This window comes from Streptomyces sp. NPDC001351, assembly GCF_042896045.1.
Taxonomy (GTDB): domain Bacteria; phylum Actinomycetota; class Actinomycetes; order Streptomycetales; family Streptomycetaceae; genus Streptomyces.
The window spans coordinates 932,052-945,299 of record NZ_JBIAWS010000003.1; the positions used below are offsets into that span (position 1 = coordinate 932,052).

General features: G+C 70.4%; 12 protein-coding genes. 7 read left to right on the plus strand and 5 right to left on the minus strand.

The window, feature by feature from the left end; translation table 11 throughout:
• Window positions 1-12 precede the first annotated feature (12 nt).
• Both ACFY1U_RS14450 and ACFY1U_RS14455 read right to left on the minus strand, forming a co-directional pair.
• Window positions 13-147 carry a hypothetical protein gene (locus ACFY1U_RS14450; protein WP_266962832.1) on the minus strand — a complete coding sequence of 45 codons (135 nt, stop codon included), beginning with the start codon at window positions 145-147 and terminating at the stop codon, window positions 13-15.
• Window positions 116-1,450 carry an OFA family MFS transporter gene (locus ACFY1U_RS14455; RefSeq protein ID WP_390694432.1) on the minus strand — a complete coding sequence of 445 codons (1,335 nt, stop codon included), beginning with the start codon at window positions 1,448-1,450 and terminating at the stop codon, window positions 116-118. Before ACFY1U_RS14455 ends, ACFY1U_RS14450 begins: the two co-directional genes overlap by 32 nt.
• 225 nt (window positions 1,451-1,675) lie before the next feature.
• On the opposite strand from ACFY1U_RS14455, the gene ACFY1U_RS14460 reads away from it, so the two are divergent.
• The 7 genes from ACFY1U_RS14460 to ACFY1U_RS14490 all read left to right on the plus strand — a co-directional run bounded on the left by ACFY1U_RS14460 (window position 1,676) and on the right by ACFY1U_RS14490 (window position 10,191).
• On the plus strand, window positions 1,676-2,647 hold the full coding sequence (locus ACFY1U_RS14460) for a 2-dehydropantoate 2-reductase (RefSeq protein WP_390694433.1): 972 nt from the start codon (window positions 1,676-1,678) through the stop codon (window positions 2,645-2,647).
• Between the two features lie 10 nt (window positions 2,648-2,657).
• The gene (locus ACFY1U_RS14465; RefSeq protein ID WP_390694434.1) at window positions 2,658-4,583 is read left to right on the plus strand and encodes a molybdopterin oxidoreductase family protein; all 1,926 of its coding nucleotides are present in this window, start codon (window positions 2,658-2,660) and stop codon (window positions 4,581-4,583) included.
• Window positions 4,584-4,587: 4 nt separating this feature from the next.
• On the plus strand, window positions 4,588-6,411 hold the full coding sequence (locus ACFY1U_RS14470; protein ID WP_390694435.1) for an NADH-ubiquinone oxidoreductase-F iron-sulfur binding region domain-containing protein: 1,824 nt from the start codon (window positions 4,588-4,590) through the stop codon (window positions 6,409-6,411).
• Window positions 6,408-7,268 (plus strand): 2Fe-2S iron-sulfur cluster-binding protein, encoded by an 861-nt coding sequence (locus ACFY1U_RS14475; RefSeq protein WP_390694436.1) that lies wholly within the window; start codon window positions 6,408-6,410, stop codon window positions 7,266-7,268. Before ACFY1U_RS14470 ends, ACFY1U_RS14475 begins: the two co-directional genes overlap by 4 nt.
• Window positions 7,269-7,276: 8 nt before the next feature.
• On the plus strand, window positions 7,277-8,125 hold the full coding sequence (gene fdhD, locus ACFY1U_RS14480) for a formate dehydrogenase accessory sulfurtransferase FdhD (RefSeq protein WP_390694437.1): 849 nt from the start codon (window positions 7,277-7,279) through the stop codon (window positions 8,123-8,125).
• Window positions 8,126-8,321: 196 nt separating this feature from the next.
• Window positions 8,322-9,824, plus strand: a complete 1,503-nt coding sequence (locus ACFY1U_RS14485; RefSeq protein ID WP_390694438.1) for a hypothetical protein — start codon at window positions 8,322-8,324, stop codon at window positions 9,822-9,824.
• 37 nt (window positions 9,825-9,861) lie between these two features.
• Window positions 9,862-10,191, plus strand: a complete 330-nt coding sequence (locus tag ACFY1U_RS14490; protein ID WP_390694439.1) for a hypothetical protein — start codon at window positions 9,862-9,864, stop codon at window positions 10,189-10,191.
• A 41-nt stretch (window positions 10,192-10,232) separates the two neighbouring features.
• Here ACFY1U_RS14490 and ACFY1U_RS14495 read toward each other — a convergent pair whose 3' ends face one another.
• The 3 genes from ACFY1U_RS14495 to ACFY1U_RS14505 are packed head-to-tail and all read right to left on the minus strand — an operon-like array spanning window position 10,233 to window position 13,095.
• Window positions 10,233-11,564 carry a protein kinase gene (locus tag ACFY1U_RS14495; protein ID WP_390694440.1) on the minus strand — a complete coding sequence of 444 codons (1,332 nt, stop codon included), beginning with the start codon at window positions 11,562-11,564 and terminating at the stop codon, window positions 10,233-10,235.
• Window positions 11,564-12,424, minus strand: coding sequence for a protein phosphatase 2C domain-containing protein (locus tag ACFY1U_RS14500; RefSeq protein ID WP_390694441.1), 861 nt, complete (start codon window positions 12,422-12,424; stop codon window positions 11,564-11,566). The genes ACFY1U_RS14495 and ACFY1U_RS14500 overlap by 1 nt, the downstream gene beginning before the upstream one ends.
• Window positions 12,418-13,095, minus strand: coding sequence for a VWA domain-containing protein (locus ACFY1U_RS14505; protein WP_390694532.1), 678 nt, complete (start codon window positions 13,093-13,095; stop codon window positions 12,418-12,420). Before ACFY1U_RS14505 ends, ACFY1U_RS14500 begins: the two co-directional genes overlap by 7 nt.
• Window positions 13,096-13,248: the final 153 nt, after the last annotated feature.

The following is a 13,248-nucleotide window of genomic DNA, read 5'->3' on the forward strand; positions in this document are numbered from 1 at the left end:
CTTCCCGAACAGTCACCCGGTGAACAGCTTCGTCGCCTTCTGTACGAGCTCGTACACCCCGTAGGCGAGCGGTGCCCCCACCCACAGCCAGGCGAAGGCGATCAGCGGGCGCCGGTCAGGCGGACTCTGACTGCTGTCGTTCGACATCGGCGGTCTCCTCCCTGGGGGCGGGGATGTGGTGGCGGGCGTTGACGGGCCGGACCAGTTCGTTGGCGACGAAGCCGACGACGAGCAGCCCGATCATGATGATGAAGGAGAGGCTGTAGAGGGACGCGCCGCTCTTGCCTTCGGCCTTCTGGTGGTCGGCGATCCAGTTCACGATCAGCGGTCCGAGGACGCCGGCCGTGGACCAGGCGGTGAGCAGCCGGCCGTGGATGGCACCGACCTGGTAGGTGCCGAACAGGTCCTTCAGATAGGCCGGGATGGTCGCGAACCCGCCGCCGTAGAAGGACAGGATCACCATCGCGCACAGGACGAACAGCGGCTTGGAGGAGTCGCCGAACAGGGCGATCAGCGCGTACATCAGCGCGCCGAAGCCCAGATAGACGCGGTAGATGTTCTTGCGTCCGATCAGGTCGGAGGTGGACGACCAGCCGATGCGGCCCGCCATGTTGGCGGCGGAGAGCAGCGCCACGAAACCGGCCGAGGCCGAGACGGACACGGGGGTCGAGGTGTTCTTGAAGAAGTCCTGGATCATCGGGGCGGCCTTCTCCAGGATGCCGATGCCCGCGGTCACGTTCATGCAGAGCACGACCCACAGACACCAGAACTGCGGGGTGCGCACGGCCGTGCCGGCGGAGACCTGTGGCCCCTGGAAGGCGCTCGGCGCGCCCTCGACCGGCCGCTCACTGCGCGGCACCCGCACCAGCAGCACGCCGAGCGCCATGAAGACGGCGTACGACAGCCCGTGCACGAGGAACGCGAGCGCGATCCCGGAGCTGTCGGTGCCGAACGACTCCAGCATCTGCGTGGACCACGGCGAGGCGATGAGCGCGCCGCCGCCGAAGCCCATGATCGCGATGCCCGTGGCCATTCCGGGCCTGTCCGGGAACCACTTGATCAGCGTGGAGACGGGCGAGATGTAACCGATGCCTAGGCCGATGCCGCCGACGAAGCCGTAGCCGAGGACGATCAGCCAGTACTGCTCGGTGGCCGCGCCCAGCGCGGAGATCAGGAAGCCGGACGAGAAGCAGACCAGGGCGACGGTCATCGCCCAGCGCGGCCCGTTGCGCTCCACCAGCGTGCCGCCGAACGCGGCCGACAGACCGAGCATGACGATGGCGAGCTGGAAGGGCAGCGCGCTCTGGGTGCCACTGAGGCCGAGCGAGGACTCCAGGGGCGGCTTGAAGACACTCCAGGCGTAGGCCTGGCCGATGGAGAGATGGACGGAGAGAGCGGCGGGGGGAACCAGCCAGCGGCTCCAGCCGGCCGGTGCGACGGGGGGACTCATGATCTCGAACGTAAGGGAACGACAAGGGAGTTGAGAAGGCGGCGCGTCGACCGTATGCGATGAACGGTATCCGGCGCGCGCCGAACGGTCGGACCGCCCGGTTTTCCGACCGTGCGCGGAGCCTTGTGGCCCCCGCCACCATACTGTAGACAATATTCAGTCGACAGCGTTCGGCAGTTCGGCCATCTCCGCGGTATCCCTCGAACCGAACGGAGCTCCCTCGTCATGAAAGTCGCAGTTCTCGGCGCCGGTGCGATCGGCGCCTACGTCGGTGCCGCGCTCCATCGCGCCGGCGCCGATGTGCATCTCGTCGCCCGTGGACCGCACTTGGCGGCCATGAGGCAGCACGGAGTACGGGTGCTCAGCCCGCGCGGCGACTTCACCGCGCACGCCCACGCCACCGACGACCCGGCCGAGATCGGCCCGGTCGACTATGTGTTCCTGGGCCTGAAGGCCAACTCGTACGCGGCGTGCGGGCCGCTGATCGAGCCCCTTCTGCACGACACCACGGCCGTCGTCGCCGCTCAGAACGGCATCCCCTGGTGGTACTTCCACCGGCACGGCGGCCCCTACGACGGCCACCGCGTGGAGAGCGTGGACCCGGACGGCGCGGTCAGCGCGGTACTCGCGCCCGAACGGGCCGTCGGATGCGTCGTCTACGCGGCCACCGAGCTCGAAGGACCGGGCGTCGTACGGCATTTGGAAGGCACCCGGTTCTCCATCGGCGAGCCCGACCGCAGCGTGTCCCAGCGCTGCCTGGCCTTCAGCGAGGCCATGGTCGCCGGTGGCCTGAAGTGCCCGGTCGAGCCGGAGCTGCGGGGCGACATCTGGGTCAAGCTGCTCGGCAACATCTCCTTCAACCCGATCAGCGCGCTGGCCCGGGCCACCATGCGGCAGATGTGTCTGCACGGCGGCACCCGCAAGGTCATCGAGACCATGATGGCCGAGACCCTTGCCGTCGCCGAGGCCCTCGGCTGCGAGGTCGGCGTCTCCATCGAACGCCGCCTCGCCGGCGCCGAACGCGTCGGCGACCACCGCACCTCCACGCTCCAGGACCTGGAGCGCGGCAAGCCGCTCGAACTCGACGTCCTGCTCGCGGCCGTCGTCGAGTTGGCGGAGATCACCGGCGTCGAGGTGCCCACGCTGCGCACCGTGCACGCCATCTCGGACCTGCTCGCGCTGAGGAGCGCCGCATGAGGAGTGTCGTATGAGCAAACGCGACCGGACCCCGAAGACCTACACCCGGCTCACCCACCCACTGGTCCGCGACTCGCGCGACGAGCCGTTCCGGCAGGCGAGCTGGGAGGAGGCCCTGGACCGGACGGCGCGCGGGCTGCAGCGCAACCGCGGCGCGTTCGGCATGTTCTCCTGCGCCCGCGCCACGAACGAGATGAACTACGTGGCGCAGAAGTTCGCTCGGGTCGTGATGGGCACCAACAACGTCGACTCCTGCAACCGGACGTGTCACGCGCCCAGCGTCGCGGGCCTGTCGGCCGCGTTCGGTTCCGGCGGCGGAACGTCGTCGTACGAGGAGATCGAGCACACGGACGTCATCGTGATGTGGGGCTCCAACGCCCGCTTCGCGCACCCGATCTTCTTCCAGCACGTCCTGAAGGGGATCAGGAACGGCGCCCGGATGTACGCCGTCGATCCGCGCCGTACGTCGACCGCCGAGTGGGCGGAGAGCTGGCTCGGCCTCAACGTCGGCACCGACATCCCGATGGCCCACGCGCTCGGCCGCGAGATCATCCACGCGGGCCTGGCCAACGAGGCGTTCATCGAGCGGGCGACGACCGGCTTCGAGGAGTACCAGGCGCTCGTCGAGCCATGGACCCTGTCCCTCGCGGAGAAGGTCACGGGCGTACCGGCGCCTGCGATACGGGAGTTGGCGCACGCCTACGCCCGCGCCGAGCGCGCCCAGCTGTGCTGGACCCTCGGCATCACCGAGCACCACAACGGCACCGACAACGTCCGCGCGCTGATCAACCTCTCCCTGCTGACCGGCCAGGTCGGCCGCTACGGCGCCGGACTGCAGCCGCTGCGCGGCCAGAACAACGTGCAGGGCGGCGGCGACATGGGCGCCATCCCCAACCGCCTCCCCGGCTTCCAGGACCTCCTCGATCCGGACGCCCGGCTGAAGTTCGAGTCGGCCTGGGACACCGTCATCCAGCCGCACTACGGGCTGAACCTGACGGAGATGTTCGAGGCGATGGAGGAGGGCTCCCTCAGGGCCGTCTACTGCATCGGCGAGAACCCGGCGCAGTCGGAGGCCGACAGCGAGCAGGCCGTACGCCGGCTGCGGCAGCTCGACTTCCTCGTCGTCCAGGACATCTTCCTGACGAAGACGGCCGGGCTGGCGGACGTCGTCCTGCCGGCCACCGCCGGCTGGGCGGAGACCGACGGCACGACCACCAACAGCGAGCGGCGGGTGCAGCGCGTGCGCCAGGCGGTGACCCCGCCCGGCGAGGCGCGCCAGGACATCGACATCATCTGCGAACTGGCGGCACGCCTCGGCCACGACTGGAAGTACGCCGACGCCGAGGCCGTCTGGAACGAGCTGCGCTCGGTCTCTGAGGACCACTATGGGATGACGTACGAACGCCTGGAGGAACACCAGGGCATCCAGTGGCCGTGCCCGAGCACCGAGGAGCTCGAACCGACCTATCTGCACGGCCGGTTGTGGGAGAAGGACCCGGCCCGGCGCGGAATGCCCGCGCCCTTCGGGATCGTCCAGCACGATCCGCCGGTCGACCTCACCGACGAGGAGTACCCGATCCGGCTGACGACCGGGCGGCGCCTCGACTCGTACAACACCGGTGTGCAGAGCGGGGGTTTCGCCTCCCCGCTCAGGCGCGGCGAGTACATCGAGCTGTGCCCGGAGGACGCCGAACGCTACGGGGTCGTGGTCGGCGAGGAGGTCCAGGTGTCCTCGCGGCGGGGGTCGGTCGTGGCGCCCGTATGGGTCGACACGGCTCTTCGCCCCGGGCTCGCCTTCATGACCATGCACTTTCCCGACGAGGTGGACACCAACCAGCTGACGATCGAGGCGAACTGCCCGATCGCGGGGACGGCGGAGTTCAAGGCGTCGGCGATCCGGATCGAGAAGCTCCCCGTCGCGACCATCGTGAGGTGACCTGGTGGATCTGCACTTCGGCGACAGCAAGCCGACGGACGACGAACGGGCCGCGGTGGACGCCCTGTTGGGCCCTCCCGAGTCCTCCTGGGAGGGCGCGGACCGCTCCGACGCCGACCTGAGGTGGGCCCGCGGCGGCCGCGAGGCCCGGGAGAGGCGCGATCTGCTGTTGCCGGGGCTGCACGCCATCAACGACCGGATCGGCTGGATCAGCGAGGGCGCCCTCGACCACCTGTGCCGGCGGCTGACCGTACCGCCCGCGGAGGCGTACGGCGTCGCCACCTTCTACGCCATGTTCTCGGTACGGCCCCGCCCCGCCACCGTGCTCCACGTGTGCACGGACCTGGCCTGCGCCGCCGCCGGGGCACCCGAGCTGTGCGCGGGGATCGAGGCGCGGCTGGGCCAGGGCAGCGGGGTGAGCGTCGAGCGCAGCCCCTGCCTCGGTCTGTGCGAGCGGGCCCCGGCGGCCCTCGCGATCAAGGCGGGCGACCCGGTGCGCACGGCCGTGTCGGCGCCGGCGACGGTCGAGGCGGCCGTACTCGCCGCGAGCGCACCCGACTCGGCGCCGGAGGAACCGCCGGCGGCGATGGCGGTGCCCCAGGCCGGACAGGACGGGCTTGTCCTGCTGGGGCGGGTCGGCGTGGTGGACCCGGAAAGTCTCGACGACTACCGGGCCCACGGCGGCTACACCGCCCTGCGCCGGGCCTTCGCGCTCGGCCCCGCCGGAGTCATCCGCGAGGTCACCGACTCCGGCCTGGTCGGGCGCGGCGGCGCCGCCTTCCCCACCGGCCGCAAATGGCAGGCCACGGCGTCCCAGCCCGACCACCCCCACTACCTCGTCTGCAACGCCGACGAATCCGAGCCGGGCACCTTCAAGGACCGCGTGGTCATGGAAGGGGACCCGTACGCGCTGGTCGAGGCGATGACGATCGCCGGATACGCGACCGGCGCCCACCGGGGCTACCTCTACCTGCGCGGCGAGTACCCGCGGGCGCTGCGCCGCCTGGAGCAGGCGATCGCGCAGGCACGCGCGCGTGGCTTCCTCGGCGAGGACGTCCTCGGACAGGGCTGCGCCTTCGACATCGAGATCCGGCGCGGCGCGGGCGCCTACATCTGCGGCGAGGAGACGGCCCTGTTCAACTCCATCGAGGGCTACCGCGGCGAACCACGCTCGAAGCCGCCCTTCCCGGTGGAGAAGGGCCTGTTCGGCAAACCGACGGTCGAGAACAACGTGGAGACGCTGATCAACGTCCTGCACATCCTGACCATGGGCGCCCCGGCCTACGCGGCGACCGGCACCGCGAGGTCCACCGGACCGAAACTGTTCTGCGTCTCCGGCAGCGTGGACCGGCCCGGCGTCTACGAGCTGCCGTTCGGCGCGACGCTCGGCGACCTGCTCACCCTGGCCGGGGTGCGGGACCGTCTGCGGGCGGTGCTCCTCGGCGGCGCGGCGGGCGGCTTCGTACGACCGGACGAACTGGACATCCCGCTCACCTTCGAAGGCACCCGCGAGGCGGGCACGACACTCGGCTCAGGCGTGGTCATGGCCTTCGACGACACGGTGCCGCTGCCCCGGCTGCTGCTGCGCATCGCGGAGTTCTTCCGCGACGAGTCGTGCGGCCAGTGCGTGCCCTGCCGGGTCGGGACCGTGCGCCAGGAGGAGGCGCTGCACCGGATCGCCGAGCGCACGGGCGCGGCGGCCGCCGACGACATCGCCCTGCTCAGGGAGGTCGGCCGCGCCATGCGGGACGCCTCCATCTGCGGCCTGGGGCAGACCGCGTGGAACGCCGTGGAATCCGCCATCGACCGTCTGGGGGCGTACGAATGACCGTGACACCGCTGGGGATACCGCGCCGGCTGCTGGAGTTCACCATCGACGGGGAGCCGGTACGCGCTCCCGAGGGTTCGACGATCCTCGACGCCTGCCGGACGGCGGGCAAGGACATCCCGACCCTCTGCCAGGGGGACACGCTGCGGCCCAAGAACGCGTGCCGCGTCTGCGTGGTCGAGGTGGAGGGATCCAGGACCCTCGTCCCGGCCTGCTCCCGCACGGCCGAGCCCGGCATGGAGGTCCGCACCGACACGGAACGGGCCCGCCACAGCCGCAGGATCGTCCTCGAACTCCTCGCCTCCTCGGTCGACTTGTCGACGACTCCACAAGTCGCCGAATGGATCAAGGAGTACGAGGCGAAGCCGGACCGCTTCGGCCCGGACGCGGCCCGTCCGGGCGAGGAGCCCAAGGTCGACAACGAACTGTATGTGCGCGACTACGGCAAGTGCATCCTCTGCTACAAGTGCGTGGACGCCTGCGGCGACCAGTGGCAGAACACCTTCGCGATCTCGGTCTCCGGCCGCGGCTTCGACGCCCGGATCGCCGTCGAGCACGACGCCCCGCTCACCGACTCGGCGTGCGTGTACTGCGGGAACTGCATCGAGGTGTGCCCGACGGGGGCGCTGTCGTTCAAGTCGGAGTTCGACATGCGCGCGGCGGGTACCTGGAACGAATCGGCACAGACGCAGACGACGACGGTGTGCGCGTACTGCGGAGTGGGCTGCAACCTCACTCTGCACGTGCAGGACAATGACATCGTGAAGGTCACCTCACCGCACGACAACCCGGTGACCCACGGCAACCTCTGCATCAAGGGCCGCTTCGGCTACCAGCACGTACAGAACCGGGACTGAGACACGACATGGGACGAGTCACGGAACGACGCAAGGTGATCCGCATCCGCGACGGGGCGGTCTCGTCCCGCCCGGACACGCTCGTCGCCGAGGAACCGCTGGAGATCAGGCTGAACGGCAAGCCGCTCGCGATCACCATGCGCACCCCGGGCGACGACTTCGCGCTGGCCGCGGGCTTCCTCGTCAGCGAGGGCGTGCTCGCCGAGCAGGGCGATCTGCAGAACATCGTGTACTGCGCGGGGGCCACGGTCGACGGTTCGAACACGTACAACGTGGTGGACGTGCGGACCGCGCCGGGTGTGCAGATCCCCGACATCACCCTCGAACGGAACGTCTACACGACCTCGTCCTGCGGGCTGTGCGGCAAGGCGAGCCTCGACGCGGTCCGTACGACGGCCCGCTGGCCGATCGCCGACACTCCCCCGGTCCGCGTCGGACCCGAGCTGCTCGCGAGCCTCCCCGACCGGCTGCGCGCCGCCCAGCGGGTCTTCGACCGGACCGGGGGGCTGCACGCGGCGGCCCTGTTCACCGAGGACGGCGAGCTGCTGGACATACGGGAGGACGTGGGCCGGCACAACGCGGTCGACAAGCTGGTGGGCCGCGCCCTGCAGAACGGCGACCTGCCGCTGTCCCGCACGATCCTGCTGGTCTCGGGCCGCGCCTCCTTCGAGCTGGCGCAGAAGGCGGTCATGGCCGGGATCCCGGTCCTGGCCGCGGTCTCGGCTCCCTCGTCCCTCGCCGTCGACCTGGCGGCGGAGACCGGCCTGACCCTCGTGGGCTTCCTGCGGGGCAGCTCCATGAACGTGTACGCGGGCGAGAACCGCATCGCTCTGCGGACCGCGGCCGCCCAGGGGTGACCGACTCTCCGCGACACGGCGGCGGGGCCCGGTCGGCGGGGAGCGCCCCCTGCGCCGGCCGGGCCGGAACCGTGCCGCCCGGCCGTACGGACCTCCCGTAGAGCCGTAACGACGTACGGAAATCCAGTACGGCCGAAACAGGGACAGAACGCCACCCTGTCCCTATTGTGAGAAGGGCCCGCACGGGGGAGGGCCCATGGCGCCACGACCGCTGCCACAGCTGCCGCAGTACGACACGGACGCCGTCACACGTCTGCTGTGTGCGCACGCGCATCTCGACGAGAACTTCGCGCTGGACGCGCTGGACGAGTTCACCGGCGACCGTCTCAAAGCCGTCGGGCTGCCCCTCGGGATCAATCTGGTCGCGCTGGTGCGGCACGCGGCGGCGGCGCAGCTGCGGCGCAGACGGCGGGATCGCCTGCTGACGGTGCTGCTGGTGGCGATGGTCGCCGCCCTGCCGGGTGGCGTCGTCGCCCTGGTTCAGGGGCAACAGTCCGCCGCGGTGGCGCTCGGTGCCGTGCTGGTGGGTGCGGGCGTCGTGGCGGCGGGGGTCGTGCACCGGACCGAGCACACGGCCTGGGTGGCGGCCCGCACGGTCTTCCGCGACCCCGGCAAACCCCTGAGCCAGGCGCCTCCTCTCGACCAGGCCACCGAGGCCCGGCTCACCTCGCTGCGACGGATGAACGTGGTCCCGTACGACGCGAGCGTCGAGGCCCGCAACCCCTTCGTGGGCAGCGGCATCAAGATCCGGGAGAGCGTCTGGGCGCCGATCGACGTCGGCACGGCGGCCGCCGGGAAGACGATCAAGCCGTTCGACGCGGTGGACCTGCACGGCTTCCTGGCCCGGGAAATGACGACGATCACCGGCCTGACAGAGCTTCGGGCCCAGAACCGCCTGTACATCCGCGGCCTGCATGTGAGCAAGGTCGGTCCGAAACTGCTGCCGGACCCACTGAAGTCCCCTGTCTCCCGCATCGACAAACAGCTCGTGCAGGCCGGGGCGAACCAGGCGGGAGCCGCCATGGCGACGTATCTGAGCCTGGAGATGGTGGGCCGCGGCGGCCGCTATGTGGTGTCCGTGCATCTGCGGGCCAGGCTGCTGCAGACCCGGCTCTCCTGGGAGGTGGCCGCCTATGTACTGCCGCCCGTGGACGAGGAGTTCAGCCGGGTGGCCGCACTGCCGCTCGGCGGCTTCGAGGAGTGGTGGTGGCTGGTGCGGATCACGCTGGCGAACTGGCGTGTCCTGCTGACCCGCGCGCCCGTCCGCATCCGAAAGCGCCGGGTACGGAAGGCGCGGCGCGCACGGGCCCTGGACAAGGACCGGCGGGACATCTCCAAGTACCACGTGGTGTACGACTACGGGGCGTTGGACAGTCTCCGCGAGCGGGTGTCGGGCGTCACCATGGCTTACAACGAGGTGATGGACGCCACGGACGCCTTCCAGCGCATCCATGAGTCCGTGATGATCGCCACGGAGCAATTCCTGCGCGCTCACAACGTGGACACGGCCGCCCTGGACAAGGTGCGGACCGTGATCAACAACCAGAACAACTTCGCCGGTCCCACCTGGGGCAACTTCGGCGACGACGGAAAGTTCTTCATCAACCAGCCGGGTCAGCAGGCAGGTCCCGCGGGCGGCGGACAGGGGCCGGGACAGCAGCCCCCGCAGCCGCAGCAGCAGGCCAAGCCGCACACCTGAGCCGGGGGTCAGGACCGTTTAATGGGGAGATGTCGCGATGACCACGAACAACATCTACGGCCCGGCGACGGGCAACTTCGGTGACGGCAACACGTTCAACCAGTACCAGGCGGCACCCGTCGGCGACGCCACTCCGGTCGCCATCGCCGCCGAACTGATCCGCCAACTACGCGCCGTACAGCCCGCGTTGGCCCCGCAGGCCGAGCAGGTCCACCGTGAGCTGGTGCACGCCGGTGAGCACAACCGGCCGATCGACCAGGGCCGTATCCGCGGCTGGCTGGAGACGATCCAGGCCGGTTCGGCCGCCGGGAGCGGGGTGTTGGCCCTGGTGTTGTCGCTCGGCCGGGCGGTCGGGCTGCCGATGTAGGGCCTTCCCGGCGGACACGGCAGGCCGCCCCGCACCCGCGGTCAGTGCTCGCGCACCACCGCCTGGGCAAGGCCGAGGTCGACCTCCAGGCCCGCGCGCAGCGGCACCGTCTGGCCCGGCGCGACCTGCTGGGCGGTGCCGTCGCTCCGGCGCGTGCTCCAGGTGGTCGCGGTCCGGTTGGCCAGCCCGTACTTGCCGGGCTTCTGGGGGTGTTCGACGAGTTCGGCGACGAGACCGTCCGGGCCGTAGCGGTGCCGGTCGGGCTCGGCCTGGAGGTGGTGGGCGTACACCTTGGCGGCCCGGCGCAGCCGCAGATGCCGTTCCACCTTGGGCATACGGGTGGTGACCACGAGCCGCGGGGGCAGCATGAGCGTGTGCCGGCAACGCCAGCACACCCCCGGTTTTGTCTCGCGCGGCTCCGTCAGGTTCTGCTTGCCGCAGTCTGCGCAGACCACGATGGTGTCGCGGACCTCGCTGAGCGCGTGCCTCCACTGGGTCTCGCGGACCCGGTGCGAGGCGTCGCGCAGTCCGTCGGTGAAGTTCTGCACGAAGAGCTTCTGCAGCACGGGCGGGATGGTGGGCCAGGTCAGCAGGACTGTACGGTGTTCGTCGGGGTCGGGGCAGTTGGCGTCGTTCTCTGGGTCGAAGATGAACACCGGACGCTTGCCGAACAGCCGTCGCTCGGCGGCCTCGTCCAGGCAGTTGATGTCCAACTCGGCGCGGCCCTTGAGCGGGTGATGATTCGTCAGCAGCATGAACAGGAGGACGGAGAGGGAGTGCAGGTCGGTCTGGGTGCCCGGCATCGCGCCAGGGTCGCCGCGGACCAGCTCCGGCGCCATGAACTCCATCGTGCCGGCGATGCCGGTGACCTCGCCCTCACCGACGGCGTTGTCGTTGTCGCAGACCAGGACGTCTCCGTTGTCCGGGTCGAAGAAGAGGTTGCCGTAGGAGATGTCCCGGTAGGCGATGCCTTTGGAGTGCAGCGCCTGGTACGCCTCGACCATGTGCAGGCCCGCGGTCACCAGGGCCAGCGGGGAGGTGTCAAGTTCCCGGCGGAAGAGGTCGGGCAGTCCGCGGAAGCGTTCGGGGCGGATGTCCATGAGGTAGCCGAAGCCGCTGCGGGGCCCGGTGACCATGGCCTGCGGCCACAGGAACCGGTCGTCGGTGAAGCCGCGGCCGACGAGGTTGTGGACGATGTCCCACTGCTCGGCGGTGGCGCAGCCCGGGTAATACCACTTGAGGGCCTTCTCCCCCATCGTGCCCTTGACCTGGTAGACCTCGCCCTGGCCGCCGGAGCCGAGCAGGCCGGAGACCACCATCTCCTCCCCGTCCTCGGTCTCGAGCCGGGTACCGGTCGCCAGCATGCCGGACATCAGTCCTCCTCTTCGCGTCCCCCGTGCGGAGGCAGTGTTCGCCGGTTGCGGGCGACGACCGCCGTGGTGTCATCGCCCGAGTACCTGCCGGCCTGGGCCAGCCATCCCTGCAGGGCCTCGTCGACCGCCGCAGGGCCCTCGGCAGTGATCCGCCGGTCCACGTCCCTCACGAACCGCACGAAGCCGTCGCGCTCGGCGAAGCTGTTGGACAGTCCGTCGGTGGACAGGGCGACCAGGCGGGGCAGCCGGCCCGGATCGCCCGGCAGCGCGCAGTGCACCCGCATCAGCTGCCAGGCGCGGCGGCTGCACATCGACTCGGTGTCGTCGCCGAGTTCGGGGCGGGCCGGGGTCAGCGGCTGGGTGAGGGACCCGTCGTCGTCGACTACCACCAGGTCCCCGTCGCCCAACTGCCAGGCGGCGAACAGGCCGTCGGTGAGCACGACGCCGATCAGGGTGGTGCCGAACGGGCGCAGCGATTCGTACAGACGGGGTTGTTCGCCCAGTGACTCCCCGTCGGTGCCGAGAACTTGGCGGCGCCATTTGAGGACGAGTTCGCGCGGCATGCGGTCATGGGCGTCGGTCCACAGCCGGCGGAAACCTCCGGGGCCGCTCCCGGCGGCGGCCCGGGCCCGTACGGCGAATTCGATGCCGCTGGCGGTGAAGACCTCCACCGCGTGGCGGGAGCCGACATGGCTGCGCGCATGCACGGGTGCGCCGTGGCCGTCGGCCACCGCGAACACCAGGTCGCCGTCGGAGGTGACCCGGACGGCGCTGGAGTCCTGGTTGCGCCGCTTGGCGGGGCCCTGCGCCGACTGGTAGAGCACGTCCCAGTACTTCTCCTCGCGCAGCACGGTCACCACACGTCGTCGTCATCGTCGTCATCGAGCTGGGGCGGCGCGTAGGCGGGGGCGAGCTGTTTGCCGCCGCTGCCGGAGTCGCCCGAGACGACCGGCTGGGAGGCGGCCTTCACGGCGGCGGTAGAGGCCCAACGGATGGCGGCGGCCAGCTGTTTGGGGCTGTTCGCGTCGAGCACCGGCAGCTCGGGGTTGGCGAGGAACTCCTGCAGGACCGAGCGGTCGGCATCGCCGCCGATGGCGATGGCGACGCGTACCGCCTTGCGGCCCCAGGGTGTCGCGTCGATGGCCTTGAGTCCCTCGCGCCAGTCCTCGTCCAGCGGCTGCCCGTCGGACACCAGCGCCAGCACGGGCTTGAGGGCCCGCCGGGGCATGGGCGGCGTCTCCAGTTCGCGGGCGACCGCCTTGAGGGCGTCGCCGAAGTTGGTGCCGCCGTCGACACCGACCTCCTGCCAGGTGAACTGCTCCACCGGGACGGGTGTCGCTATGTGCCAGCGGGGTGTCGCGGAGAACGTCAGGACACGCACCATCAGCTGCGCGGAGGGCTGGTCGTGCGCCACCGCGCGCATCTCCGGAATGGCCTCGCGGATCGCGTAGTTGACGGTGCCGATCTTCTCGCCGCTCATCGAGAACGACACGTCCAGGATCCAGATGAAATGGACCGGACGGCTCTCCATGGGGCCGCCGGGAATATCGCTCACTCTCGTGTCCTCTCCCTGACGCCGTGGACGGGTTCGCCGCCTCGGCCTACGCCGGCCACCCCACCGTCAGCAGCACGAGCGTGCCGGTGGTCACCAGCGCCGACACGACGAACAGGCCCAGCACCAGGC